The sequence below is a fragment of the Caballeronia sp. LZ034LL genome, assembly GCF_031451215.1.
Taxonomy (GTDB): domain Bacteria; phylum Pseudomonadota; class Gammaproteobacteria; order Burkholderiales; family Burkholderiaceae; genus Caballeronia.
Genome location: NZ_JARUXR010000001.1, coordinates 2,293,420 through 2,320,257 on the forward strand (window position 1 = coordinate 2,293,420; position 26,838 = coordinate 2,320,257).

Sequence of the window (26,838 nt, forward strand, 5' to 3'; positions counted from 1 at the left end):
GGCGGGAAGAAAAGCTGCTTTCTTTGGTGACTTTCTTTGCAGCAGCAAAGAAAGTTACCCCCGCCCCGGGGAGGGGCAGTGCTAATAGACCGACGCGAATGCGGGAAGTCCATCGAAGCGCAAGCGAGCAACGAACCACAACAAGCGCAAGCACAAAAGATAACGGCGCGGTCGCAAAAAAAGAAACCGCACCGCTGAGTCAAACGCCGCGAAGGCGCTTTAAAACGGCAGTTGAGCGTCCGGCTTCTCCGCCAGAATCACCCGACGAAAATCCTCCTGAATGCGCTTCAGCGCCTCTTCGCTGTCGGCCTCGAACCGCATCACCACGACCGGCGTCGTGTTCGACGACCTCGCCAATCCGAACCCATCCGGATACTCGACGCGCAGCCCGTCGATCGTGAGCACATCATCGGCGCCCGTGAACTTCGCGTTCTTCTGCAGCTTCGAAATGAGCTGAACGTTCTCACCCTCTTCCATCTTAATCTGCAACTCCGGCGTCGAAAGCGAGTCCGGCAGGTCGTTCAGCAGCTTGCTCGGATCCGCCACCCGCGACAGGATCTCAAGCAACCGCGCCCCCGTGTACAAGCCATCATCAAAGCCATACCAGCGGTCCTTGAAAAACACATGGCCGCTCATTTCGCCCGCCAGCGGCGCGCCCGTCTCACGCAGCTTCGCCTTCACGAGCGAATGGCCCGTCTTCCACATGATCGGCTCGCCGCCCTGCTCGCGCACCCACTTCGCCAGATTGCGCGTGCACTTCACGTCATAAATGATCTGCCCACCCTTGTTGCGCGACAGCACTTCCTGCGCGAACAGCATCAGTTGACGATCCGGATAAATCACCTGCCCATCCTTCGTCACGACACCCAGACGGTCGCCGTCGCCATCGAATGCAAAGCCCACTTCGGCATCGGTTTCCTTCAAGGCCTTGATCACGTCCTGCAGGTTCTCGACGTGCGCCGGATCCGGATGATGGTTCGGGAAATTGCCGTCGATGTCCGTAAACAACTCGACCAGCTCGCAGCCGAGCGCCTTGAACAGACGCGGCGCCAGGCCGCCCGCCACGCCATTGCCCGCATCCACGACGATCTTCATCGCGCGCACCGGCTTCACATCCGACACAATGCGGTCCAGATACATCTGCTGCACGTCGAACTCGGTGTAGCTGCCCTCGCCCGTCGTGAAATCGTTGTCGACGATGCGCTTGTACAAGCCCTGGATCTGCTCGCCATAGATCGCCGCGCCGCGCAGCACCATCTTGAAACCGTTGTAGTCGGGCGGATTGTGGCTGCCCGTCACGACGATGCACGAATCCACCCGCCGCTCGCCCGACGGCAAGGGCAGCGGCACGCTCGCCGCAAAATAGCCGACCGGCGTAGGCACCATGCCGACATCGATCACATCGACGCCCGCCGCGCGCAAGCCGTCCGCCAGCGCGCCGACCAGCTCCGGACCGGACAGGCGGCCGTCGCGCGCGACCACGACCGAATCGCCGCCCTGCTTCTTGATCTCGCTGCCGAACGCCTGGCCGATGCTCTTCGCAACGTCGCGATCGACCGTCTTGCCAACGATGCCGCGAATGTCGTAGGCCTTGAAAATGGATTGGGATACTTGGCTCATGAGATGGCTACCTCTTGTCGATTGATGAACGAATTCTCGGCGATGCAGCCATGAGGGCATGCAGGTCGTGACGTTGGCCGCCGTCACGGCGCGGACGCCGCGCGGACGACCGCCCGATAACGTGATGACGTGTCGAATTCTGCCTGTGCGTCTGTGAAACCCATACGACTGAAAAAAATGGATGCAAAGCGGGATGCAAAGCGCAGCAGCAACTGCCAAGGCAACACACTGAAGCCGTTCCCCGCCGCCGAAGCGGACGGACGCGCCGCGGATCGCACTTATAATCGCTGTCTTTCGGCGCTCTCGTGGCTTTCGCGTTGCGGTAAAACCGGCGCGTTCATTCTAATCCAATGCTCAAACGCCCCATCGCCCCGATGCCCCCGAATCAAGCGCCTTCGCGCGTCATCCCACATAACGTGACGATTGAATGCTGTTCGTCAGGAGATTGCGCGGTTTCAGCAGCCGGACAGTCTTCGGTAGCACGCGGCGTGCCCGTACGCAGCGGGAACCCGGCGGCATGAAGGCCCTGCTGCGTTCCGGCAATCCCGATGTCGCCCGCGCACTGGCCAACATCGTCTGGCTCGGGCTCGAACGGCTCACGCAGATTGCCGTCGCAATCGTCATCGCGGGCGTGCTGGCGCGCTATCTCGGCCCCGACGACTTCGGCAAGTGGCAGTACGCCAACACGCTGCTGCTCGTGATCGCGCCGGTCACCTGGGTCTGCGGCGCGGAGATCCTGGTGCCGACCATCGTGCGCCGCCCGCCCGCCGACACCGGCATCGTGCTCGGCAGCGCGTTTGTGCTGCGCATGAGCGTCTCAATCCTTGCGCTCATTGCAACCTGGATCTGGATCGCGACGGGCGGCATCGACCCGACCGTCGGCCTCATGCTCGCCGGCCTCGCCGTGACGATGCTGTTCCGCGAACCGTTCATCGGCGTCGTCAATTCCTGGCTGCAGAGCCAGACCTACAGCAAGCCGCAACTGCTCGCCAGCATGCTCGCCGCCATCGTCAAGGCGGCGCTGGTCTATGCGCTCGTCCGCGTGGCGGCCGCGCCGTCGCGCTTCGGCTGGCTGTGGGCGCTCGAAGCAGCGGCCATCAGCGCGGCGCTCGTGCTGTGCTACATGCGTCGGCACGGCGGCCGCCTCGGCTGGCGCCTCGACCGCGCGCTCTTCAGGCATTTCGCGAGCGCAGGCACGGTGTTCTGGCTCGGACTCATCTGCATGTATCTGTTCCTGAAGCTCGACCGGCTGATGCTCGCGCATCGCGTGTCGTTCGCCGAACTGGGCCTGTATTCCGCCGCGCAGCAGCTCAACGAAAACTGGATCGCGCTCGCGCTGATGCTCGCGCAGACCATCGCGCCGGCTTTCGTGTACCGCGTGCAGGACACGCGGCTGCTGCGGCGCAACCTGCTGCGCCTGTTCGCGATGACCGCCGCGCTGATGACCGCGGGCGCCGCCGTGCTGGATGCGCTCGGCGGCTTCATCATCGCGCACGTGTTCGGGCCGAACTATGCCGACGCCGCCAGCCTGTTCCGCTGGGCCGTGTGGCTGTCGGTGCCGGCGGGCATCGAGGCGCTCGGCAATCTGGTCGTGCTCAAATATCAGGCGAAGTACGTGCTGCTGTCGAAATGGCTGCTCGCGCTCGCAGTGGCGTTCGCGGTGAACCTGATCGCGATTCCGCGCTTCGACGGCTATGGCGCGCTGATGGGCCTGGCGGCGGGTTATGTGGCGGCGGCGTCGGTGAACTTCTATTACCTCCGTTTCCGGCTGCGCGCATGAATGCTCTTTCCGATGTGATGCTGCTGCTGCCCGCCTTCAACGGCCAGGCCGAGGTCGAGCGCACGCTCGCGTCGTTCCGGGAAACCTCGCCGGTGCGCGTGCTGATCGTCGACGACGGCAGCACCCCGCCGATCATCGCGCCCGCGCTGGCGAACCTGCAGGTCGAGATTCTGCGGATGCCACGCAACGGCGGTATCGAACGGGCGTTGCAGACCGGTATCGAGGCGCTCGCGGCGCGCGGCGTGCGCTACGCGGCGCGCATCGACGCCGGCGATCTCGCCACGCCCGGCCGGCTCGCGAAGCAACGCGCCTATATGGAAGCGCATCCGCGCGTCGCGGTGCTGGGCATGTGGACGCATGTGGTGTCCACCGCGGGCGCGCCGCTGTTCGACCTGAAACCGCCGTGCGAGCCGTCCGCGCTGCGCCGCCTGATGCTGGCGCGCACCTGCTTCACGCATCCTTCGCTGATGCTGCGCGTGGACGCGGTGATCGAGGCGGGCAATTATCGGGCGCAGTATCGCGCCGCGGAGGATCTCGATCTGATCCTGCGTCTGTTGCAGCATCACGACGGCGCCAACCTGCCCGAGTTCGGCCTGTATTACGAACTCAACGAGTCCGGCATCAGCGCGACGAAACGGCGGACGCAGGTGCTTTCGACCCTGCGGCTGCAACTGCGCCATCTGCGGGTGATGAATCCGCTGGACTGGCTGGGCATCGTCAAAAGCGTTGCGCACCTGGCGTTGCCGTACAGTCTGCTGCGCGGCCTGAAGGCGAGGCTCATGCGCTCCACGCCCGTCGCCTGAAGCTTTTTTGTCGATTTGTTTTCGAATTGTTTTGCGCTACGTTGAGCGCACGGTGAATCCGCGCGGCGCCTGTCAATCGCTTGCCACTCGATGACACGCCGCGCGATCCACGCCGTCGAACCATGACCTCCGGATGACGAAAGAAAAGTCGAGTCTTCGCATTGCCCTCGTCTGCAATACTGCCTGGGCGATCTACACCTACCGGCGCGGCCTGCTGCGCATGCTGACCGCGCGCGGCGCGGAGGTGACGATCCTCGCGCCGCGCGACCGCACCTTCGAGCCGCTCGCCGAAATGGGCTGCCGCTGCGTCGAGTTGCCGGTGGCGTCGAAAGGCACCGATCCGCGCCAGGACCTGAAGACCCTCGCTGCGCTGTACCGTGCCTATCGGACGACGCGCCCGCACATCGTGTTTCACTACACGATCAAGCCGAACATCTACGGCTCGCTGGCCGCGATGCTCGCCCGCGTGCCGTCGATTGCAGTCACGACGGGTCTCGGCTACGTGTTCATCCAGAAGAGCCGCACGGCGCAGGTCGCGAAACAGCTCTACCGCCTCGCGTTCCGCTTCCCGCGCGAGATCTGGTTCCTGAATCAGGACGACCATGCGGCTTTCGTGCAGGAAAAGCTGCTGACGCATCCGGATCGCGCGCGGCGGCTGCATGGAGAAGGTGTCGATCTCGACGAATTCGCGCTGACCCCGCTGCCCGTCCGCGAGGATTTCGTCTTCATCCTGATCGGCCGGCTGCTGTGGGACAAGGGCGTCGCCGAATACGTGGAAGCCGCGCGGCGCCTGAAGGCACGCTTTGCGCACCTGCGCTTCCAGTTGCTCGGACCGGTCGGCGTCGACAATCCGAGCGCGATCAGCCGCACGGACGTGGCGCAATGGGAAGCCGAGAATATCGTCGAGTACCTGGGCGAAGCGCACGACGTGCGTCCGCTCATTGCCGCGGCGGACTGCGTCGTGCTGCCGTCGTACCGGGAAGGCGTGCCGCGCACGCTGATGGAAGCCTCGGCGATGGGCCGCCCGATCGTCGCCACCGACGTGCCGGGCTGCCGTGAAGTGGTCGAGCACGGCGTGACCGGGCTGCTTTGCGAAGTGAAGAGCGCGGACAGCCTTACCCAGGCACTCGAGCGCATGCTGACGCTGCCCGCCGCCGAACGCGCGGCGATGGCACAGCGCGGCCGCGCGAAGGTGGCCCGTGAATTCGACGAGAAGAATGTCGTCGAACGCTACAAGGGCACAATACATGCCATCACCGGCATTTCACTCTGATTCGAGTTATTTGGAGAGCGCATGATGAATGGCAAGCAGTCGCTGAACAACGCGACCCAGGGCACGATTCTCGTCACCGGCGGGGCAGGCTTCATCGGCACGCACACCTGCGTCGAACTGCTCGACGCGGGCTATGACGTGGCGGTCATCGACAATCTCGTGAACAGCCGTGCCGAATCGCTGCAGCGCGTGGAGCAGATCACCGGCAAGCGGGTGGCGTTCTATCAGGAAGATTCCCGCGATGAAGCCGCGCTCGAACGCATCTTCGACGCACACGACATCACCGGCGCCATCCACTTCGCGGCGCTCAAGGCCGTGGGCGAGTCCGTCGCGAAGCCGGTCGAGTACTACGCGAACAACGTCGGCAGCCTGCTCGCCGTGCTCAAGGTGATGAAGGCGCGCAACGTGCGCAACTTCGTGTTCAGTTCGTCCGCGACCGTTTATGGCGTGCCGAAGAGCGTGCCGATCGACGAAGGCTTCCCGCTCTCGGCGACCAATCCCTACGGCCAGTCGAAGCTCATCGCCGAGCAGATCCTGCGCGACCTGGAAGTCTCGGACCCGTCATGGCGGATCGCTACGCTGCGCTATTTCAATCCGGTGGGCGCGCACGAAAGCGGCCTGATCGGCGAGGATCCGGCGGGCGTGCCGAACAACCTGATGCCGTATGTGGCGCAGGTCGCCGTGGGCAAGCTGGAGCGCCTGCGCGTGTTCGGCAGCGACTACGAGACCCACGACGGCACCGGCGTGCGTGATTACATTCACGTCGTGGACCTGGCGCGCGGGCATATCGCGGCCATCGACGCGCTGCGCCGCCTGGACCGCAGTTTCGTCGTGAACCTGGGAACGGGCCAGGGCTACAGCGTGCTCGATGTCGTGAAGGCGTTCGAGGCGGCGTCCGGCAAGCCGGTGCCCTACGAACTGGTGCCGCGCCGTCCGGGCGATATCGCCGCGTGCTACGCCGACCCCGCCGCCGCCGCCGAGTTGATCGGCTGGCGCGCGCAGCATGGCATCGAACGCATGTGCGAGGATCACTGGCGCTGGCAGTCGCAGAACCCGCGCGGTTTTGCTTGAGGGTTCGCCTGGAGCGCGGCTCCGGGCATCGCGCTCCGGATCGTCCCTGCCGATGAGGTACGATGCGGGGCGCAACCCCTCCTCCGGTTCATCTTCATGCTTAGTTTCGCGCTTGCCTTCCTGATTTCGCTGCTGGTGACGCTGTTCATCGTGCGCTTCGCCCATCTCCAGGAAGGCGTGCTCGGCGATACCGACCTCGCCGGCGTGCAGAAATTTCATGCGTATCCGGTGCCGCGCATCGGCGGCGTCGGCATCCTGTGCGGACTGACCGCTTCCGCGGTGCAGTTGCGCTGGGGTTATCCGGCGGTGTCGGGCGGCATCCTCGGCATCATTGCGTGCGGCATGCCGGCGTTCCTGTCCGGGCTCGTCGAGGACCTGACCAAGCGCGTGTCGCCGCTGGTGCGACTGCTCTGCACGATGGCCGCCGCCGGACTGGCGTATGCGTTTCTCGACATTGCCGTGACGCGCATCAGCGTGCCGCCGCTCGACTTCGTGCTTTCCTATGCCGTGGTTTCCTGTGCGGTGACCGTGCTCGCGGTCGCGGCGCTCGCCAACGCGGTGAACATCATCGACGGCTTCAACGGCCTCGCCTCGATGGTCACCTTCATGATGTTCGCCTCGCTCGCCTATGTGGCGTTCCAGGTTCACGATCCGGTGGTGCTGTCGGGCTCGCTCATCATGATGGGCGCGGTGATGGGCTTCTTCATCTGGAACTTCCCGGCCGGGCTGATCTTTCTCGGCGACGGCGGCGCCTACTTCGTCGGCTTCATGCTGGGCGAGCTGGCCATCATGCTCGTGATGCGCAACCGCGATGTTTCGGCCTGGTATCCGGTGCTGCTGTTCATGTACCCGATCTTCGAAACCTGTTTCTCGATCTATCGCAAGAAATTCATCCGCGGCATCTCGCCGGGCATTCCGGACGGCGTGCATCTGCACATGCTCGTCTACAAGCGTCTGATGCGCTGGGCCGTCGGCGTGAAGAACGCGCACGAACTCACGCGCCGCAATTCGCTCACCTCGCCTTACCTCTGGCTGCTGTGCCTGATCGCCGTGATTCCGGCGACGCTCTTCTGGCGGCACACGCTGCACCTGTTCTGCTTCGTCGTGGTGTTCGCGGCCACCTATGTATGGCTGTACGTGAGCATCGTGCGCTTCAAGTCGCCCCGCTGGCTGGTGTTTCGACGGCCGCATACGGTGAAGAAATAAAGCACGCGCGCCGTCCCACTCAGGGCGGCGTTTTTTCTGGCGCGCTCGGCTCGGGTCATTTCAGGTGCTGCGCGAAGAACGCGAAGGTGCGGCCGTTGGCGAGCTGCGCGGCGGCGGCATCGTAATGCACACCCTGGTTGCGCGCGAACGCATGATGACAGCCGGGATAGGTGAACGCCTCGATGTTCACCTTTCCCTGCACGGCGGCAAGCACGCGGTTGCGCGCATCCGCCGGAATGAATTCATCCGCTTCGGCGAGATGCAGCAGCAGCGGAATGCTTATCTTCGGCACTTCCCCGAGATGCTGGTCCGTGCCGCCGCCGTAGTACGCGACCGCCGCGTCGACATCCGTGCGCGCAGCCGTCAGGAAGGACAACAGCCCGCCGAGACAGAAGCCGACCGCGCCGATCTTTCCCCGCACCTGCGGCAGCCCGCGCGCGAAGCCGATGGTCGCGGCAATGTCCTCGACGCCCGTGTTCAGGTCGAACGCGTTGTAGTACTTCATGGCCTGCTGCCATTCGGCTTCGGTGCGGTCCGTCAGAACGACGTTGGGTTCGAGACGCCAGAACAGGTCGGGGCACAGCGCGACGTACCCTTGACGCGCATATTCGTCGCAGGTTTCGCGCATGTCGCCGTTGATGCCGAAGATTTCCTGGATGACAATGACTGCAGGCGCGGGAGCCTGCGCAGGCGTCGAGGCCGGATAGGCGACATAGGCGTCGAAGTTGCCGTCGGGGGTGGAGATGCTGAGCATGTCGGACATGAAGGTCTCCTGTGCGAGATGGAGTGGGTCGTGCAATGCGCGGTCGAGTTGGTCAGGTCGCGGGTCTGCCGCGGTTCAGGTACTGCTTGAGTAGATCGGCCAGTTCCTTGAGCAGGGCTTGCCAGAGGGTGGGTGAAGCAGGTTCGTCGTCGCTGGAGGTGTCCCGGAACACGAAGCGAACGAGCGCGAGCAACGGCAAGACGACCGAAGCGGACATCACGGCCATGGGCGTGAGAAGGAATACGCTCAAGGCAGGATCCGCCCGAAAACTCTCATGGAGTTTCATGCCGAACGACGCAGTCCACGCGACGAACAAGGTTGCCAGCGTGGCGATCAGTCCCGCCACACCGTAGATAGAAAACGCTCTGAGCTGACGATACTGCTTTCGATCAGCAATTTCCTCTTCAATGAGCGCGGGATGCGCTGCCACCCGCTCCTCATGCACGGACTGCAAGGTGAGATCCGAGGTTTCATCGCGCTCGGCCACGACAGGAAGGCGGTTCATATGCGTGCTCGTTTGATCCATCCGGTCTGCTTCAAGCGGACCTTCATCGCAAGGTCGCCTACTCCGAAAGCATCGGTCAGGCGATAAAAGTTGGTGATGTTCCGCTTCTGGATGAGGATGTTGAGCGCAAACCCGGGTACGAGCATTTCCAGCGCGAAGCGATTGGCCTGGTTCTCGATTTCGTCCAGTTGATACAGTGAAAACTGGCGTGAGGCACACGTGAAATGCGTGCCGTGCTCCAGCGCCAGATGTCCCAGATGGTGCGCGACGACAAAACGCTGCCTCAGCTCCGGGGCATCGGCATTGACGACAATGCGCGGCTGTCCGTCAACGAAATCGAAGCGCCCGTACACGGCGCCCATGTCCGGTTCAAGCTGCACGGTCACGTTCTCGGACCGGGCAATAGCAAAAGTGTCGACGGGCAATTTCCCGTCCCAATGCTTCGCAAGCATGTAACGCGCAATCCTTTTCAGCATGTTTCCTTTCCCTTCATCATCCGTTACCAAAACAGATACTTCGCCATCCTTGGCGATATGGCGATGCAGTCTATCATCGGGTTTTGCGCGTCTCTACGCACCTAGTCCGAATGGCTGGCGTCATGAAGAAGAAAGGGAAGCGGCGCGCGTCGAGGGCATCGATAACCCCTGACGAAAAGGAAGAAGCAGACCGCATTAGAAGCCGAAAGGCAACAAAGAATCAGACCGCCGCTGCGCGAAGCGGCCGCGCGACCTCGCGTGCGACGGCAAGATAACGCGCTGCCGTATCGGCGAGCGTGAGCCCCGGCAGTGGCCGATGCGAACGCGGTTCGGCCAGTGCGCGCACGAGGGCATCGGCGTAGGCCTGCGTATCGTCGGGATCGCACAGATGCACGCCGGGCAGATCGGCGGCGAAACCGAACGGCCGGATGGTGCTGGCCACCACCGGCAGTCCCGAGGCGAGCGCCTCGAGAAACGCGATGCTGTGCCCTTCCGAGCGCGACGGCATCGCAAACACGCTGGAAGAGAACAGCAGGTCGGCGACATCCGTGCGCGGCCCTTGCAGGCTGACGCGATCCGCCAGCCCGAGCTTGTCGATCAGATCGCCCACTGCCGCGTGATAGGCGGGATCCTCGATCACGCCGCACAGCAGCAATCGCGCGGCGGGCACCCGGTCGACGACCTGGCGGAACGCATGCACCGTCGAGAGCTGGTTCTTGACCGAGGTATAGCGCCCGATCTGCACGATCTGCGCCGTCTCCGGCGCCTGGGTGCGCGTGCGCATGCCGAAGCGCGCCATGTCGACGCCATTGGGGATCAGCGTCATCGACGGATGGCGGCCCACCGCGCCGACGTAATCGTCGATGTTGTTCGGCGACACCGCGATCACCGCGCGCGCCCGGTGCGACAGCAGGCGTTCGACGCTGCGGAACATCGAGCGCTCGAAGTCGTTGGCGGCCGAATGCATCACATACACGACCGGCACCGCGAGCGGCAGCGCGCGTGCATAGAACGCGGGAATGGTCGCGTGCGCGAACAGCACGTCGGCGCGATAGCCGCGAATGGTGCGGTACAGGTTCCACAGCTTGCCGAAGCGCCCCTGCCTGCGCTCCGGAAACAGACATTGCACCCCGCCGGCGACGAGTTCCGCCCTGAGCGACGTGAAATCCTCGTGCGCCGGCATCAGCGAGGCCACCGCGACCGTTTCGCCCCCCTTCTGCTGATGCAGCGCGAGATCTTTCGCCAGGACTTCGGCGCCCGACAGGCGCGGCGTCAGCACGAGGTGGACTATGCGCATTCACGCCTCCCGCATGATTCGGAACAGCATCCAGCCCGCGGCCGCACTGAGCCCCAGCGTCATGGCCCAGGCGATGCCGGTCACGCCCCACAGATGCGTCGCGACCGGCACGGTCACGCACAGCACGATGGCCTGGAGAATCGACGCATGCGTCGCGACCTTCGGCAGCCCGGCGGCGCGCAGCCACGACACCAGCACGGCGATGATCGCGCCGATCGCCATGTTGATGGCGAAGATCCTGAAGAGCGGCACGGCGGACAGCCAGGCCGGACCGAGCACGAAGTTGAAGAGCGGCTCGGCGGCCCAGCGCAGCACGATGACGAACAGCGCCAGCCCCAGCGCCGCGAGCAGCAGATAGCGGCGGAACAGCTTGCGCGCGGCCCGCACGTCGCGCCGGTGATGCTCGGAGAAGGTGGGAAACAGGTATTGCGACATCGCGATGGCGGCATCGGCGAGCAGCATCTGCGCGAGTTTCGACGACATCTGGTACGCGCCCAGCTGAACCGGGCCGAGCAGTTTGGCGACGACCACCTTGTCGAACTGGTTGAGCAGCAGGTTGACCACGCTGCCCGCCCAGATCCAGCGGCTGAAGTTCACGTAATGGCCGATTCCCGCGAAGGAGAAGCGCAGCGGCGGGCGCGGCGACATGCTGGTCCAGGTGAGCACGGTCTTGAGCAGTTCGCCGGCGACCAGGCCGATCAGCACGGAATACGCGCCAGCGCCGGACAGCGCGCATACGAGGCCGATGGCGCAATCGGTGAACGCGGCCGAGGTTTCGACGCCCGCGAGCTTCTGGAAGCCGCGCTGGCGGGTGACGACGAAATACGCGGGCGACGCGATGCCGCGCAGCAGCGGCAGCACGGCGGCGAGCAGGATCAGTCCGACAGAACCGCTCAGATGAAACTGACTGCTCATGAACGGTGCGAGGGCGGCGAGCAGCAGGCCGATCGCCAGGCCGCGCATGGCGAGGGTGGTCCAGACGGCGCCGAGTTCGCTGTGGGTGGGCGCGTCGCGTCCTTGCACGACGGCCTGGGCGAGACCGGTATCGGAAAGCGATTCGGCGATGGCGACGGCGAGCAGCGCGATGCTGACGGCGCCGATGGCTTCCGGCCCGAGAATCCGGCCGATGGCGAGAAACTTGATGGCCACGAACCCGCGCACGACGACTTGCTGGAGCAGCACCCAGAACGCTGCATCGTGCTCGAACCGCGCGCGTGCCGGAAGAAAAGGAAGCCGGACCGATCTCACTCGAATTCCCCGCGCAACTGAGATTTCAATTCGTGGCGCCGCGATATGTCGGTATCGCGTGCGGACCACCTTGCGAGCCGTTGCATTGCCTTGTCCGGACGGCGATGCGAGCGCGGCCGCGCTTCTTTTCAGGCGACTGTGGCAAAAGTATCGTGCGCCGTGCCGCGACGGACGCCAACGCGTAGTCGAAATCGGCCCGAAATGGGTAGCGATGCGGATTGCGGGCGCGTCGCCGTTGCGAAAGGGGTTCCGGACGCCGCTTTGGGAACGCGGAGGGCACGCGGATAAACGCTCACATATGGCGTCCGATGACGTGCGGCCGGTGCTAGTGTTGATTCGTCGGCGCAATCGACGGACGTCGGCGGCGTTGTCCTGTCCGCTTCACGCGTGACCCACGTGTACAGAGACCGCAAGGGCCCCTGCGATGACCGAAAGCGTCTTCATCATCGAACCCGACTTCAGCGGCCACCGCTGGCGTTATGCCGAATGGGCGGCGAACGCGTACATGGAAGCCGGATTCCGTTGTGCGATCGTGACGGACCCGTGCAACGAAGACCATCCGCTGGCGCGCAGGATTCGCGAGGCGGCGCCGTCCGGTCTCGACATGGTGTTTGTCGCGCCGCCGGTGCGAAGCGGCGCGCTGGCGTCGAAGCTCGGTTATGTCCGGATGCACCGGCAGTTCCGGCACATGTACGACGAAGCGAGCCGTGAGCGGCGGGCGGCGCTGGTTGTCGTGCCTTATGTCGATTACTTCCTGCTGGCGCTGCCGTTCCTGGGGTCGCCGTTCGGCGCGACGCCGTGGGTGGGCATCACGATGCGTTCGAACTTTCATCATCATCGTGTGGGCGTGCGTGCGCCGCGCCGGCCTTTGGTTAATGCGATCAAGGGGACGCTGTTCGCGCGCGCGATCCGGGCGGGCGGCATGAAGACCTTGCTGACGATCGACCCGACCTTGCCGGACTGGTGGAAGCGCCGGGCGCATGCGGCGGGCGCGAGCATCGACTATCTGGCTGATCCGTTTCCCGATGCGCGCGCCGCCGATCCGGCTGCCGCCCGGGCGCGGTTGGGGCTGTCGGACGGCACGCATGTGCTGGTGTACGGGGCGATCAACGATCGCAAGGGCGTGTTCGAGTTGATCGAGGCGTTGGGGCGGCGGGCGAGTGGATCGCATGGGCCGACGCTGGTCATTGCGGGGTCGCAGGATGCAGAGACGCGCGCCCGGCTGAGTGCGGCGCTGGCGGCGCTGACACCGGCGCCGGTGGTGTTCGACCGCTTCATTTCGAGCGAGGACGAGCTTGATCTGTTTTCGGCTTGCGATGTGGTGTGGTTGGGGTACAAGGGGCATTACGGGATGAGCGGCGTGCTGGTGCAGGCATATCGCTTCGGGAAGCCGGTCGTGGCGACGGCGGATGGACTGATTGGATGGTTCTGCCGGACCGGGGAGCTTGGACCGGTGGTCGAGGATCTGGCGGTTGCGTCGATCAACCGGGCACTCGATGATGTCCTCGCGAGGAGGGGCCGGCCGCAGGTGGCCGGGCATCTGTTGGAGCGCAACACACTTGCGCAGTTTAAGGAGACTTTGAGGCAGGCGGTTTGAAGGGTTTTTTTCTGCTTGCGCTTGTTGTCGTTCGTTGTTCGCCTGCGCTTCGATGGACTTCCCGTTATCGCGTCGGTCTATTAGCACTGCCCCTCCCCGGGGCGGGGGTAACTTTCTTTGCTGCTGCAAAGAAAGTCACCAAAGAAAGCAGCTTTTCTTCCCGCCCAGCGTCACGTAACGGCACGACACCGAACTGCCTCACTGGCCCGGCAGTAGAGAGTGCCCTCATAGGCCTAACCGGGCGTGGATCGCGGACCCACTGTGACAACGCGCCGTCCAACAAACTGGTGCAGCACCTAATAGTTCCGGCTCAGCGCTGCGCGCTGCCGAAGGGTATGCAACGGACGCCAACGAGGGGTTTGCGCGGTGAGATGGATGGCCTAATGAGCGTGCACGCGGGGACCCGGTGTATCAATCGGCGTGCGTAGACTCAGGACATGGGTAACGGGTGTGTCAGGACATAGGTAACACAACAAGTTTGTGTCGCTCTCCGTTCAGATGCGCGAGGCTGCTAATCCACCCATGATCGACTTGGGACGCGTTATTGGTCTGAAGTGTTACCCATGTCCTGACACACGTGTTACCCATGTCTCGATGCCTACACGCTGCTGTCCGGTTAAAAAGGTCCGCGCGTGACTTGTTATCCGGCAAATCCATCTCACCGCGCAAATTCCTCGTTGGTTTCCCTTGCATACCCTTCGGCAGCGCGTAGCGCTGGGCCGGCGCTTTCAGGTGCTGCACCAGTTCGTTAAACGGCGCGTTGTGGCAGTGGGTCCGCGATCCACGCCCGGTGTGGCCTATGAGGGCACTCTCTACTGCCGGGCCAGAAACATGGTTCTGTGTCGTGCCGCTAGGTGACGCTGGGCGGGAAAAAAAGCTGCTTTCTTTGGTGACTTTCTTTGCAGCAGCAAAGAAAGTTACCCCCGCCCCGGGGAGGGGCAGTGCTAATAGACCGACGCGAATGCGGGAAGTCCATAGAAGCGCGAGCAAACAACAAGCGCACTGCAATGAAAACCGATCAAGCCTGCTTCCCACCCACAAGATCAACCTCAACCTTCCTGCGAGCGGGAAACCACGCATCCCTGATGCGAAGAAAGGGAAACTCGACGGCCCGCGTCGTCACATACCCGACCACGATGGCGATAGCGAACTGCGCCCCCATGATGGCGAACCAGGCCGGAACAGCGGGCAGATGCAACGCCGCAGCCTTGCGAATCAACATATCCCCGGGTGCAAGCGCAAGCGAGTGCCACAGGTAGATGCCATACGAATACACGCCAATCCACCCGATCACCCGATAAACCCTCGACATCCGCCAGGAACCCGAATATTCGAGCGTCAACACGATCAACGCACAGAACCCGACCGCCTGAACCGTGTACCCGATACTTTGATCCAGCGCGACATCGCGCGTCCCGAGCACGAGCCAGAGCACGACCCCCACGACCATTGCAACGAGCATCCCCTTGCGCCGCGCAATCGCCTGATACACCGCCGGCTTCATCCAGTAAAGCGCCGCGAGCATCACCCCGAACAACAGACTGTCGATGCGGTACTGCGTATAAAAGAAGGTCCCCTGCAGATCCCCGCGATACACCGCAACACTGCGCGCAACGAGCACCACGAGACACAGCGTCCCGAGCACGCCAAGCAACGCATCCACCCGCGTACGCCAGCGCGCCAGCACGATCAACAACACCGGCAGGAACAGATAAAAATGCTCCTCGACCGCAAGACTCCAGGTCTGCGCAATCGACGACCCGAAGTAGTTCTGCAAATGCGTGAGGTTCTGCACGAGAAAGGTATTCGCCGGATGCCGCCCGACAATCACGTGGAACAGGATCAGCACGTAATACGCCGGCCAGATCTTGAAGATCCGCCGCACGATGAAGCGCCCCGCGTCGATACGCCCCTGCTGCGCATACTGCTTGAGCAACAGCCCGCCCACCAGAAACCCCGACAGCGTGAAGAACAGATTGACGCCCTCGTGACCGAAGTTCTTCAGCGGATATTCGATCGCCGCAATGAACGCGCTGCCCGTCGGATACGAATGGAAGTGATACCCCATCACCGCGATGATCGCGAGCCCCCGGATGAAATCCAGTTCGATCGAGCGGCTGGGTCCCTGCATGCGTGTCGCGCCGAACAAGCCCATGCTCTACCCCGTCTGCGAAGGTCGTTTATCGTCATCGAATCGCGCGCATGCAACCGCGCCGCCGCAAACCGGCTCCGGCTTCTCAATCTTCGTTCCGCCAATCCGGGACGATCCGCCAGAATCACGCCGTTTGCAGACATCGGCCCCCGCCATCACGACACGCGACCCCAGCGTGGTGCGGCGCACATGCGCATCCGTCCTTTCGCGCCGAACGCTAGTCGCTGGACGCCGCCCCCGGCGGCACGCCGCATGACCGGCTGTATAGTCGGTTCACCTTTCCGGCACGCCGGAAACGACGCATTCGCCGGGCGCATCGGCCCGGCACGGCATCGACACCGCGTTGAAGACTCGAAAGAGTGCTGCGATTCTCGAGAGAACGCCATGCGCAACAAGTTCGCCGTCGTCTGGGTCTGGCTGTTCCTGCTGCCGCTCGCGTTCGATTTCAAGGGCGCCGAAACGGCCAGCAAAGCTATCCAGATCCTGCTCACCGTGCCCTCGATTCTCGCGGGCTGCTTCCTGCTGCTCATTGCGCCGCGTTTCGCACAGCGCTCGCGCCTGCGCACGCTGGTCACGTCGCTGTTTCTCATCACGATACTCGGCAGCATCGCCACCCAGGCCATGCAGGGCAACGACTCCGGCAACTACATGCGCGTGATCCTGCCGTTCGGGCAAATGCTGCTCGGCTATTTCGTCGCCTGCCGGCCATGGGACCCGAAGCGCCTCGGTCAGCTCGAACACGCCATGTACTGGTCGATGATCGCCTCCCTCGTCTTCAGCTTCGGCTTCGGCATGGCCACCGGCGGCAATCTCGAAAGCGTGCGCTTCCGCATCGTCTCGGTCACCTTCCTCTGTCTGCAAGGGCTGCTGCTGCACGAGTTCGTCGTGGTCAAGCGCTACACCCGCTTCACCGTGCTGCTGTTCCTCGCGACCATCGTCATCGAGTTGCTCAGCGTGACGCGCAGCCTCGTCGTCGGCACCGTGCTGCTGTTCGCCTTCGCCACCTGGCTCGCGGCGCCCTCGTTCAAGAAGCTGGTGCGCGCCGGCCTGCGCGCCGTCGCCATGATGACCCTGCTCGGCGCGCTCGCCGTCGCGGCCAGCACGTTCTTCCCCGGCGTCGGCGAACACTGGGTCCAGCGCATGTCGTTCAAGAAGGACACCGAGTCCGGCCGCGATCCGACCACCATCACGCGGCTCGCCGAAATGAAGGACCAGCTCGATCAGACCACCGCCTCGACGCTCGGCACGCTCGTCGGCATGGGCTACGGTCACGACTATCGCTATTCGCCCACCTACCTGCCCGACCTCGCCGGCCAGTTCAGCAAGAAGGATTTCTACGCGATCAAGGAATGGTCCGCAGGCCACAATTTCTGGGTCTACCAGTTCTTCGCCGGCGGCCTGCTGTTCGGGCTCGCGCTGCCCATCGCGCTGCTCTGGGCGCTCTGGAAAGGCTCGATGGCCTATCGCTCGTGGCGTCATCGCGCCCCCGAAACGCTCTATCTGCCCGTGCTCGGCCGCGCGCTGCTGGTCGTCGCGGCGCTGCCCGCCACGTCGATCGGCGGCAATCCGCTCGGCAACCGCTTCTCGGGCGTCGTGTTCGGCGTGGCGCTCGGGCTGCTGGTCGCGTCCTATGCGCGCATCGCTCACGCCATGCGCATGCGCGCCGCCGAAACCGCCTCGCAGCAGGCACGCGCACGCCGGCGTCAGGACGGCATGCCCGGCGGCATGCCGCCCGACCCGCGCCCGCACGACGAACCGTTGCCGGAAATCCTGCCGGCGCACAGCGCCGCCGCGCCAGGCCTGCCGCACGGCGCCGGACGCCACGAGCCGCCGCCCGGCGCCGGTTCGTTCGCGCCCAACGCCTGAAGTCGCTGCGCTCGCTCACGGACCCGGCCCGCCCGTCATGAAGATCCTGCACCTGCTCTCCACCGTCGATCCACGCGCCGGCGGCCCCACCGAAGGCGTGCTGCAAAGCGGCCTCAGCCTGCGCGCGATGGGCCACGAGGTCGAAGCAGCGTCGCTCGATGCGCCCGATGCGCCCCATGTCGCGGGATTCGGCTTGCGGCTGCACGCGCTCGGACCGTCGCGCGGCTTCTACGGCCTGTGTCCGGCGCTCGTGCCCTGGCTGAAGGAACACGCGCCGCGCTTCGACGCGGTGATCGTCAACGGGCTGTGGCAGTACCACAGTTTCGGCGCATGGAAGGCCTTGCACGGCGGCAGCGTGCCGTACTACGTGTTTCCGCACGGCATGCTCGATCCCTGGTTCAAGCGGACCTATCCGCTCAAGCATCTGAAGAAATGCCTCTACTGGCCCTGGGCCGAGTACCGCGTGCTGCGCGATGCGCGCCGCGTGCTGTTCACGACCGAGGAGGAACGCCTGCTCGCGCGTGAATCATTCAGGCTGTATCGCGCGCACGAGGAAGTGGTGGCATTCGGCACGCGGCCGCCGCCCGAGGATTCGGCGGCCTTGCGCGAGGCCTTTCTCGCGAAGTTTCCGCAACTGGCGGGCCGGCGCATCATCCTGTTCCTCGGCCGAATCCACGAAAAGAAAGCGTGCGACGTGTTGCTGAAGGCCTTCGCGCGCGTACGCGACGTCGATGCGAACGCCCACCTCGTCATGGCAGGCCCCGACGACAACGCCTACGCCGCGCAGATGCGCGCACTGGCTGCTGAACTGGGTATCGCAGAGCGAGTGACCTGGACCGGCATGCTGGGCGGCGATCTGAAATGGGGCGCCTTCCGCACGAGCGACCTCTTCGCGCTGACCTCGCATCAGGAAAACTTCGGCATTGCGGTGGCGGAGGCGCTCGGTTCGGGCCTGCCGGTGCTGATCTCCGACAAGGTCAACATCTGGCGCGAGGTACAGGCCGATGGCGCGGGCATCGTGACGGCGGATACCGTCGAGGGCGCGAGCTCAGGGCTGTCAGCCTGGCTGGCAATGGACCCCACCGCGCGCGACGCGATGCGCAAGCAGGCGCTCGACACCTTCACCACACGCTTTCATGTGGAAGCGATGTCGCAGGATCTGCTGCGGGTCCTGCGCGAGAACGCAGACCCGCAAGGCGGCGTCTTCTCGCGCGATCAGTTCGCCGGCAAGCGCGCCTCGAGATAAGGCACGAAACCGTTCTGCACCGAGAGGATTTTCTTCGCGCAGTCGTCGAAGTCGGAGCCGCGTGCGCGCTCGTCTTCATACATGCCCTTGCATTGCGCGAACAGCGACACCGTCGCGCCGCCGCCGGCCGCGGCCACGCGCGTCGCCGAGAACACCGGCTTGCCCGAGCCGGACGGCACGTCGGTTTCGATCGCGTCGGCATCGGCGCGGGTCAGCCGCTCCTTCGAATTCTGCTCGACATAGGTCTTGGTCAGCGTCCACACGGCGTCGCATTGCGCGGCATCGCGGCAGGCGACGGTGGCGTTGCGCTGGGCGTCGTCGAGCGATTGCTGGGAGAGCATGAACAGGCGCTCCTTGCTTTGCTCCTTCTCGACGGACGAGCAGGCGGCGAGAGACATCGAAACGAGTGCGAGTGCAAGTAAGGCGGGCTTTTTCACGAGCGGGACACCAAAAAACCAGGTCGGACGGCGATTATAGCGATGCCCGCCCGCCCCACGCCGTTTCCCGCCCGCGCTACTTCTTCGCCATCTGCAAGGGCAACGCAACCCCGGGCATATGCAGCGCCGAAGCCGCCATGGGCAGCGTCTCGCCCGGCGCGTCGCTCCTGGCCGGCATTCCGGACGGCGTGGCTGGCGCGCCGATGCTGTCGTCGCCCTTGATGACGCGCCCGAGATGACCCGCGAGCCGCAGGGTCAGCGCCGCGATCGTGATGGTCGGGAAGTTCGCCCCGACCGTCGGAAAGACCGAGCTGCCCGCCACATACAGATTGCTCATGCCGTGGATCTTCAGGTTGCGATCCACCACGCCCTGCTTCTCCGAATCATGCATGCGCGTCGTGCCCATGTGATGCCACGTGCCTTCCAGCTGCGCGGGCCAGGGCTTGCCTTCGAGCGGCTCGTCGAGCGTCACGTCGGCCACGCCGCCGCGCTTCAGGTCCGCTGCGATATGCGCCACCGTGCGGTCGAAGGTGCGCTTCACGAGCTCGGTCACGCGCCAGTCCACCTTCACCCGATTCATGCCGAGGAAGTCCTTCTGGGCCGACAGCGTCACGCGGCTGTCGCGGTTGGGCTCGGCCTCGACGATCGTCTGGATCTTTACCTCGGTGATCAGCGGACGCGGCTGCAACAGGCGCGCGAGACCGAAGCACGCGGTATCGACGGGATGGGTTGCCATCGCGAGCAGGTCCGCGGCCGTGCTGTAGCCGGGTTCGTCCTTCTTCAGCAGCCGCTGCTTCATGCGGATCAGCGCCTCCGATCCCTTCGTGTTCTCGCCGCGGAACACCGAATAGAACCAGGCGCGCGCATTCAGCAGCTGCTCCTTTTCGAGCACCTGCTGCGTGAGCGCGAACTGCGACGAGATGAAGGTGCCGTGCGCCGATACCGCGCGGTTCTGATAGTGATACTTGATGTCGTACAGCTTGTTGCGCGCCCACTGCTTCGTGAAATGCACGTTCGCCGACATGATGCGCGGATGATCCATGAAATAGCGGCCCACCAGATCATGGGCGTTGCCGAGGCCCGCCGCCTGCACCCGGTTCGAGGCCAGCAACAGCCGCGCATTCTCGATGCCGCCCGTCGCCAGCACGAAGACCTTCGCGCGCACCGCGAAGCGCCGGCCCGTCAGCGTGCCGACATCGATCTTCGTGACCGAACGCGCGTCGGCGTCGGTATCGATGTTGAGCGCGTTCGCGAACAGCATCACGCGCACGTGCTTCGCGTCCAGCAGATGCTGCCGATACACCTTGCCGAAGCGCACCGGCGGGCTGAACTGCGAGATCGTGTCGCGCACGGCGCCGCTCAGGAAAGGATGGCGCCTGACGTCGTCGCGATGAATCGCCGCTTCCCAGTAGGCCGGCTCGAAGTTGCTCTCGCCCAGCTGCAGCAACTGATGCGTGCGGGCGTAGTACGGCCGCAGTTCGTCGAAACCGAACGGCCAGCCGCTGTCGGTTACCCAATCGCGCTTCTCGAAGTCCCATGGGTCGAGCGGACGGCACCAGCCGCCCCAGCAATTGCTGCTGCCGCCGAGATAGCGGCTGCGGCAGCCGTCGGCGAATTCATACGGCACGCCGACGTTCTCGCCGCGATACAGGTCGCGGGTGTCGTCGTCCGGCTTGTAGCCGCCGCTTTCCAGCATGCAGGCGTCGATGCCCTGCTTTTCGAGTTCCAGCGCCAGCGTGATGCCCGCCACGCCCGCGCCGATGATGCACACCGTGGTCTCTATGACTGCGCCTTCTTCCACACTCCGGCTGTCGATGAACATGCCCCGTGCTCCCTCGTTCCGTGCTGTAGTGCGGTGTCACACAATGCTCGATTGGTCACCGCGCTTCTGACCCAAGATCCCTGACGCCGTATCGCGCGCGCCGTGCCCACCGTGCACGCGGGCGATACGAACGACCCCGACGGTGTTCCGTTCGCGGGTTCGCAGCGCGCGCCTGTCGCGCAGCCGCGTGCCCCCGGAATACCGCTTCGGCTTCACTGCCTCCTTCGCAAGTCGGTCCACAAATCCGGTGCTCGGGGCGGCTCCTTCGTGGAGCTCTTGTGTCCGTCGCGCCGGCGCGTTGTCTGTCTCGCCGTCTTCGACGTCATCTGCAACGCCGTAACGGCACACGCCACGAGCAGGGATGCCCCGCGCATGGCGCATCGGTTCAAACGGGAAAACGCTTTCTGATGAAGCGCACGGGATTGCCGCCGTACACGCCTTCCGCGTCGAGCGAGCGATGCACGACCGAGAGCGGCGTGACGACCACCGACCGTCCGATGGTGACGCCCATCTGCACCACGCATTTGGATGTGATCCAGACGCCGTCCTCGATCACGATCGGTGCGACTTGCAGGTCCATGTTGCCGGCCACGTCATGCGAGCCCGTCGTCAGGAAGACGCCTTGCGAGATGCAGACATGATTGCCGATGCGAATCCCGGCCTGGTTGTAGATCCAGGCATCGACGCCGAACCAGCAGTGATCGCCGACCTCGAGGTTCCAGGGCGCCTTGACGCGGATGGGATGCGGCATGCGGCAGCCGCGGCCGATGCGCGCGCCGAACGCGCGCAGCAGCGCGACACGCACGAACGACACGGGAATGAGTTTGTTGTTGATGAAACAGGCTTCGACGAAGAACCACACGAGTTCGGTCAGGAAACCACGCCTGGCGACGAAGTTGCCGGGACCCGCGCGCGCGAGATCGATCACGCGGCCCGACGCCGTGGCGCCACGCGTCGCGCGTGCGCCGGCATCCTCGGCGTGGCCGGCGCAACGCTCCCCGATCGCTTCGTCCATATGCCCCCCGCCCGTGTGCTGCTGCTCGCTGCTTCTGGCCCAAGGGCGCCTTGCGGCGCGCCACGCATATCGTTTGAATCGTTCGTCGTTCGCAGCTTCGTCTGCCGTCGAAGACCAGCGCGCGATGACGTGCACGAGGTCTTCCGGTGTCTGCTTGTCTTGCCCGCATGATCCGCGCTGAAGAGCCTTCTGTCGTCCACCCATTCGCGGGGAACGGACGCCTTCGCAGCGGCGGCATGCGGCGTGTGGTGAATGGATTATCGGCGAAGGGCGCGCGGCGTCACCCGCGCCTTCACGCGAATGGCCGCTTCAGCAAGGCTTTTGGCGTTAGCGGGCGGTGCCGCGCAATATGCTGTTTTCATGCGCCGGACAAGCGTTTCCGCATGCGGTCCAGCGCTCCCCGAAACGATGCGCGATGCCTCGTTGCGAAGCATGGCGAAACGTTGCAACAGGCCCGGAGAATCCGATGAAACATCCACCGCGCACGGCGCTGCGCTCGCTGTTCATGACCGCTCTCGCGGCCGCTGCATGCATGGCGACGCCCTCCGCGCACGCGGGCAACTTCTCGGATGCGGCGATCAGCAAGGGCGAAGCCGGCGGCGCCGCGCCGGCGGAAATGGACCTGCTCGGCAGTCCGGGGGCGTATGCGGACCCGTATGGCGCGCCGACCAACGGGCGCGGCGGACAGCGCGGCCCGATCACCAACGGGCAGACCGCACAAGGCGTCTCGCCGACGGACAAGCTGCTCGCACAACAGAACGGTTATGCCGGCAATGCGGGCGCGGGTGCGCGCCTGCGTGCGACCGGACGCAAGCCCGACACGAAGGCCACGATGATGCCGCAAGGCGCGGCGGCGGCGCTCTATCCGACGCCCAACGGCCTCAGGCCGCCGGCCGCCAATGCGGCGCGGGCGCGGGACATCTACAAGTCGCCTTATTGAATCGAAGTCCGCGTGACGGCGCGGTTCGCAAAAAAGAACCGCGCCGCGGCAGACGCTATTCGATCTTCTCGACCTGCGGCAGGATCGGCGCGCGTTCCGTCATGCGCGCGAGCGTGACTTCAGGGCTGTCGACGGGCCGGGTCTGGGACACCGCCTCGCGCACTTCCGCTGCATTCGGCAGACGCGAGCCCGACAACTCGAACAGACGCTCTTCGAGCCGCGCGAACACCGCCTCCGGCGCGAGCCGTTCCTGCGCGAACAGACGGCCTTCCTCGCCGTGACGCGCGCGCAGTTCCGGATCGGCGACGAGCCGTTCGATCGCGCCGATCAGCGCCTGCGCATTCTCCGGCTCGATCACCTCGCCGCGCCCGCTGACAGCTTCGAACAGTTCGGTGCCCGGATGCGCCATCGCGATCACGGCGCGCGCGCTCGCGAACATGCCGGTGAGCTTCGACGGCATCACGAGATCGGCGACGTCGCCGCGTTGCGGCAGCACGTGGATGTCGGCGAGATTGAGCAGTTCGTTGAAACGCTCGAGCGGCTGGAGACTGAGAAAGCGCGTGTTCGGCAAGCCGGCGCAGCGCTTCTGCAATTGCAGCCGCGTCGCGCCGTTGCCGCAGAACACGAAGACGATCTCCGTGCGGCCGGCCAGCGCGGCGGCCGCCTCGGCGAGCACTTCGAGACCCTGCTTCGCGCCCATGTTGCCGGAATAGAGCACGACCGGCGTATGCTCGCCGATGCCGAGTTCCCGCCGGAATGCGCTCGGGCGATCGAGCGGAAAGATCGCGGCGGTATCCACCCAGTTCGGCAGATGGAACACGCGTGACAGCGCGACGCCCTTGTTCACGGCGCGATCGACCATCTTGTCGGAGATCGACGACACCACGTCGAAGCGCTTCATCAGCCAGCGTTCGAACGCGAGCGCCAGGCGCCCCGCGCGCGGGTTCCTGAGCATGCCGAGGTCGAAGGCGGCATCGACCTCGAAGTCCTGGATATGCAGCCACGCGCGCGCGCCCGTCATGCGCGACAGCATCAGCGCGCCGGGCGCGTTGAGCAGGCTCGGCGCGATCGTCATCACGACATGAGGCCGCCACAGCGCATGACAGGCCAGCGCGGGCAGCGACGAACACGCGAACGAAGCCAGATGCAGCATGCGCTTCGCACCGCTCGGTTTGGCCGGCACCCACAGCGGCGCGCGCCACAGCCGCACGCCCTCGCGCGTTTCAAAGCGATGCAGCCAGCTCCGGTAGCCCTGCCCCACCTTCCACTCCGGGTAATACGGCGGCGCGCAGACGACGCGCACCCGGTGGCCCGCGCAGGCCAGCGCCTCCGCCATTTCCGCCGTGTACTTGCCCGTACCCGTCAACTCGGGCGCATAGTTCAGCCCGTAGATAAGTATTCTCATGTGGTCCCTCGCCCGACATGCGCGCCTGGATGCGCGGGCGTGTCCTCGCCGCCCGGCAAAGCGCAGGCCGCCGGGTACGCAGGACCGCGTGCCCGACGGCGTTGGTGACAGCCTGTGGTCCCTCCTTAAGCGTCCTTCCGGTTCCTCCGCTCCAGTCCCGCTCAGTTCGTCAGCAGCAGCGCGCAGCCGCGCGCGATGTTGGCCGCCGCGGACGGCGGATCGAAGCGCTGGATCACGTCGGTGCAGCGCACGGCGACACCCGCCGTATCCGCGAACGCCTCCAGCGACTTCAGCATCACGCGATGCAGCGCCGGCACGTCGCCGGCGGGAAAGGCATAACCGGACACGCCGTCGACGACGAGTTCCGGCACACAGCCGCAACTCTCGCTGACGAGGACCGGACAACCATGGGCCAGCGCCTCGTTCGTCACGAGACCCCACGGCTCGCGCACACTCGGCAGCACCATGCAGGTGGCGCCGAAATACTCGCGCGAGAGCGGCTCGTCCTGCAGACTGCCCAGGAACTGCACGGAGTCTTGCAGACCGGCATCGGCGACTTGCTGTTTCAACTGATCGCCGAGCGGTCCCGTGCCGACGATGCGCAACTCCGCATCCGGCACACGCTCCTTCAACATCCTGAACGCTTCTACGAGCGTGTTTATTCCCTTCTCCGCCGAGAGCCGTCCGACGAAGAGAAACACCGGCCGGCCGCCTTGCCGGTGCGCGAGCCGGTCAGACACGACGGTGTCCGGCGAGAACGCGCGCGGCATGGCGGCCGCCTGACACGGGCTGAAGATCGTGTCCTGCTTCGCGCCGAGCGACATCAGATACTCGCGGCTGCGCATGCCGAACGCGAAGTAGCCGTCGCACAGCGTGAAGAACACACGCTTCGGAATCGAGGTGAGCATGCGGCGCGGGTTGTCGCGCGCGGTCGAATCGCAGAACACCGCGCGACGCTTGCCCGTCACGATGCAGGCTCCCAGCATCGCCCAATATTCGGGACGATGGTAGCCCGGCAAAACCACGAGATCCGCCTTGGTCCGGAGCACTTCCCACGTGAGGCGCATCGTCATGCGCCATCTCGGCACATCTTCATAGCAGCCGTTGAAGAGCTTCTTCATCGGGTAGCGGTGAAACGAGTAATCCACTTCCGAGAAGCCGATGCGGTCGTGTTCCGTGTCCGCGATCTGCACCATCGAATAGCGGATCGCGCCGGACCCGGAGATATGGTGGAGCGCCGACAGCACCTCGCCCTTGTGCCGCGACCACACGACGTTGTGAAAGATGGTCACTGATGCAGACATTGTTGTTCTACCCTGTGTCGTTTTTGTCGTAAGCGATGCCGTCGCGCAACCGCTCACGCGGCAACCGGCGTCTGCTGCATCGATGCGTAGCGCGCCAGGAACTCCTCATACGTGGCGCGGATCCCCTCCTCCAGTCCGATCGACGCCTGCCATCCCATGCCGCCCAGCTTCGAGACATCGAGCAGCTTGCGCGGCGTGCCGTCGGGCTTGCCCGGATCGAATACCAGTTCGCCGTGGAAGCCCACCACGCGGCAGATCGTTTCCGCCAGCTCGCGGATGGTGAGATCCGTGCCCACGCCGACGTTGAACACGCCTTCGCCCACGTCCTGTTCCATCAGGAAGACGGCGGCGGCGGCGAGATCGTCGACATGCAGGAACTCGCGGCGCGGCGTGCCCGAACCCCACACCGGCAGCGTCGTGTCGCCGCGCAGCCGGGCTTCATGCGCCTTGCGCAGCAGCGCGGGCAGCACATGACTGCTCTTCAGGTCGTAGTTGTCGTTCGGCCCGTAGAGATTGGTCGGCATCAGCGAGACGAACTTCGTGCCGTACTGGCGGTTGTAGGCCTCGCACATCTTGAGACCGGCAATTTTCGCGATCGCATAGGCCTCGTTGGTCGGCTCCAGCGCGGACTGCAGCAGGTATTCCTCGCGGATAGGCTGCGGGCAGTCCTTCGGATAGATGCACGACGACCCGAAGAAGATCAGCTTCGACACGTTCCAGCGGCACGCCGCATGGATCACGTTGGTTTCGATCGCCAGGTTCTCGTAGATGAACGAGGCGGGCAAAGTCGAATTCGCGAGAATGCCGCCCACGCGCGCCGCCGCGAGCAGCACCACGTCGATCTTCTCTTCCTCGAAGAACAGGTTCACGCCGCCCTGGTCGGTCAGGTCGAGATGCGCCTTCGTGCGGGTGACGATGTTGCGGTAGCCGGCGTCCGTAAGGCGGCGCACGAGCGCCGAGCCGACCATGCCGCGATGTCCTGCCACGAAGATTCGTGCGTGCTTGTCCATGC

Annotated in this window: 22 protein-coding genes; 9 read left to right on the forward strand and 13 right to left on the reverse strand. The window is 64.8% G+C overall.

Annotated elements, in window-relative coordinates:
• Nucleotides 1–219: 219 nt before the first annotated feature.
• Complete coding sequence (locus QCE83_RS10545) at nucleotides 220–1,620, reverse strand: phosphomannomutase/phosphoglucomutase (RefSeq protein ID WP_309809448.1); 1,401 nt, start codon at nucleotides 1,618–1,620, stop codon at nucleotides 220–222.
• A gap of 517 nt (nucleotides 1,621–2,137) precedes the next feature.
• Here QCE83_RS10545 and QCE83_RS10550 point away from each other — a divergent pair.
• The 5 genes from QCE83_RS10550 (at nucleotide 2,138) to QCE83_RS10570 (ending at nucleotide 7,753) form a co-directional block, all read left to right on the forward strand.
• Nucleotides 2,138–3,400: an oligosaccharide flippase family protein gene (locus QCE83_RS10550; RefSeq protein WP_309809450.1), complete on the forward strand. Its 1,263-nt coding sequence runs from the start codon at nucleotides 2,138–2,140 to the stop codon at nucleotides 3,398–3,400.
• Nucleotides 3,397–4,203: a glycosyltransferase gene (locus tag QCE83_RS10555; RefSeq protein WP_309809452.1), complete on the forward strand. Its 807-nt coding sequence runs from the start codon at nucleotides 3,397–3,399 to the stop codon at nucleotides 4,201–4,203. The genes QCE83_RS10550 and QCE83_RS10555 overlap by 4 nt, the downstream gene beginning before the upstream one ends.
• Before the next feature lie 133 nt (nucleotides 4,204–4,336).
• A complete protein-coding gene (locus QCE83_RS10560; RefSeq protein ID WP_309809456.1) occupies nucleotides 4,337–5,476 on the forward strand; it encodes a glycosyltransferase family 4 protein in 1,140 nt (379 codons plus the stop codon).
• Nucleotides 5,477–5,497: 21 nt separating this feature from the next.
• Nucleotides 5,498–6,547, forward strand: coding sequence for a UDP-glucose 4-epimerase GalE (gene galE, locus QCE83_RS10565; protein ID WP_404984459.1), 1,050 nt, complete (start codon nucleotides 5,498–5,500; stop codon nucleotides 6,545–6,547).
• Between the two features lie 96 nt (nucleotides 6,548–6,643).
• Nucleotides 6,644–7,753 (forward strand): glycosyltransferase, encoded by a 1,110-nt coding sequence (locus QCE83_RS10570; RefSeq protein WP_309809457.1) that lies wholly within the window; start codon nucleotides 6,644–6,646, stop codon nucleotides 7,751–7,753.
• A gap of 55 nt (nucleotides 7,754–7,808) precedes the next feature.
• Here the strand turns inward: QCE83_RS10570 and QCE83_RS10575 are convergent, their stop codons facing one another.
• From QCE83_RS10575 to QCE83_RS10595, 5 genes are all read right to left on the reverse strand, one after another.
• Nucleotides 7,809–8,516, reverse strand: a complete 708-nt coding sequence (locus tag QCE83_RS10575; RefSeq protein ID WP_309809459.1) for a dienelactone hydrolase family protein — start codon at nucleotides 8,514–8,516, stop codon at nucleotides 7,809–7,811.
• Nucleotides 8,517–8,568: 52 nt separating this feature from the next.
• Nucleotides 8,569–9,021, reverse strand: a complete 453-nt coding sequence (locus QCE83_RS10580) for a hypothetical protein (protein WP_309809461.1) — start codon at nucleotides 9,019–9,021, stop codon at nucleotides 8,569–8,571.
• On the reverse strand, nucleotides 9,018–9,497 hold the full coding sequence (locus QCE83_RS10585; protein ID WP_309809463.1) for an ImmA/IrrE family metallo-endopeptidase: 480 nt from the start codon (nucleotides 9,495–9,497) through the stop codon (nucleotides 9,018–9,020). Before QCE83_RS10585 ends, QCE83_RS10580 begins: the two co-directional genes overlap by 4 nt.
• 220 nt (nucleotides 9,498–9,717) lie before the next feature.
• Nucleotides 9,718–10,794: a glycosyltransferase gene (locus QCE83_RS10590; protein ID WP_309809465.1), complete on the reverse strand. Its 1,077-nt coding sequence runs from the start codon at nucleotides 10,792–10,794 to the stop codon at nucleotides 9,718–9,720.
• Nucleotides 10,795–12,042 carry an oligosaccharide flippase family protein gene (locus QCE83_RS10595; RefSeq protein ID WP_309809467.1) on the reverse strand — a complete coding sequence of 416 codons (1,248 nt, stop codon included), beginning with the start codon at nucleotides 12,040–12,042 and terminating at the stop codon, nucleotides 10,795–10,797. It lies immediately after the preceding gene.
• Between the two features lie 424 nt (nucleotides 12,043–12,466).
• Here QCE83_RS10595 and QCE83_RS10600 point away from each other — a divergent pair, with 424 nt between their 5' ends.
• Nucleotides 12,467–13,639, forward strand: a complete 1,173-nt coding sequence (locus tag QCE83_RS10600) for a glycosyltransferase (RefSeq protein WP_309809469.1) — start codon at nucleotides 12,467–12,469, stop codon at nucleotides 13,637–13,639.
• Nucleotides 13,640–14,657: 1,018 nt separating this feature from the next.
• On the opposite strand, the gene QCE83_RS10605 is transcribed toward QCE83_RS10600, so the two are convergent.
• Entirely contained in the window at nucleotides 14,658–15,794 is a 1,137-nt protein-coding gene (locus tag QCE83_RS10605; RefSeq protein WP_309809471.1) for an acyltransferase, read from the reverse strand.
• A gap of 381 nt (nucleotides 15,795–16,175) precedes the next feature.
• Between QCE83_RS10605 and QCE83_RS10610 the strand changes: the two genes are divergently transcribed.
• Nucleotides 16,176–17,657, forward strand: coding sequence for a hypothetical protein (locus QCE83_RS10610; RefSeq protein ID WP_309809473.1), 1,482 nt, complete (start codon nucleotides 16,176–16,178; stop codon nucleotides 17,655–17,657).
• Between the two features lie 37 nt (nucleotides 17,658–17,694).
• Nucleotides 17,695–18,903 (forward strand): glycosyltransferase, encoded by a 1,209-nt coding sequence (locus QCE83_RS10615; protein ID WP_309809475.1) that lies wholly within the window; start codon nucleotides 17,695–17,697, stop codon nucleotides 18,901–18,903.
• Here QCE83_RS10615 and QCE83_RS10620 read toward each other — a convergent pair.
• From QCE83_RS10620 to QCE83_RS10630, 3 genes are all read right to left on the reverse strand, one after another.
• Nucleotides 18,873–19,301: a hypothetical protein gene (locus tag QCE83_RS10620; protein WP_404984463.1), complete on the reverse strand. Its 429-nt coding sequence runs from the start codon at nucleotides 19,299–19,301 to the stop codon at nucleotides 18,873–18,875. The genes QCE83_RS10615 and QCE83_RS10620 overlap by 31 nt on opposite strands.
• A 115-nt stretch (nucleotides 19,302–19,416) precedes the next feature.
• Nucleotides 19,417–21,162: a GMC family oxidoreductase gene (locus tag QCE83_RS10625; protein WP_309809479.1), complete on the reverse strand. Its 1,746-nt coding sequence runs from the start codon at nucleotides 21,160–21,162 to the stop codon at nucleotides 19,417–19,419.
• Between the two features lie 385 nt (nucleotides 21,163–21,547).
• Complete coding sequence (locus tag QCE83_RS10630) at nucleotides 21,548–22,177, reverse strand: DapH/DapD/GlmU-related protein (RefSeq protein ID WP_309809481.1); 630 nt, start codon at nucleotides 22,175–22,177, stop codon at nucleotides 21,548–21,550.
• 466 nt (nucleotides 22,178–22,643) lie between these two features.
• Here QCE83_RS10630 and QCE83_RS10635 point away from each other — a divergent pair, with 466 nt between their 5' ends.
• Nucleotides 22,644–23,117 carry a hypothetical protein gene (locus QCE83_RS10635; RefSeq protein WP_309809483.1) on the forward strand — a complete coding sequence of 158 codons (474 nt, stop codon included), beginning with the start codon at nucleotides 22,644–22,646 and terminating at the stop codon, nucleotides 23,115–23,117.
• Nucleotides 23,118–23,172: 55 nt separating this feature from the next.
• On the opposite strand, the gene QCE83_RS10640 is transcribed toward QCE83_RS10635, so the two are convergent.
• The 3 genes from QCE83_RS10640 to QCE83_RS10650 all read right to left on the reverse strand — a co-directional run bounded on the left by QCE83_RS10640 (nucleotide 23,173) and on the right by QCE83_RS10650 (nucleotide 26,836).
• Nucleotides 23,173–24,522, reverse strand: coding sequence for a glycosyltransferase WbuB (locus QCE83_RS10640; protein ID WP_309809486.1), 1,350 nt, complete (start codon nucleotides 24,520–24,522; stop codon nucleotides 23,173–23,175).
• A 161-nt stretch (nucleotides 24,523–24,683) separates the two neighbouring features.
• Nucleotides 24,684–25,826, reverse strand: coding sequence for a glycosyltransferase family 4 protein (locus QCE83_RS10645; RefSeq protein ID WP_309809488.1), 1,143 nt, complete (start codon nucleotides 25,824–25,826; stop codon nucleotides 24,684–24,686).
• A gap of 53 nt (nucleotides 25,827–25,879) precedes the next feature.
• Nucleotides 25,880–26,836: a GDP-L-fucose synthase gene (locus QCE83_RS10650; protein WP_309809490.1), complete on the reverse strand. Its 957-nt coding sequence runs from the start codon at nucleotides 26,834–26,836 to the stop codon at nucleotides 25,880–25,882.
• Nucleotides 26,837–26,838: the final 2 nt, after the last annotated feature.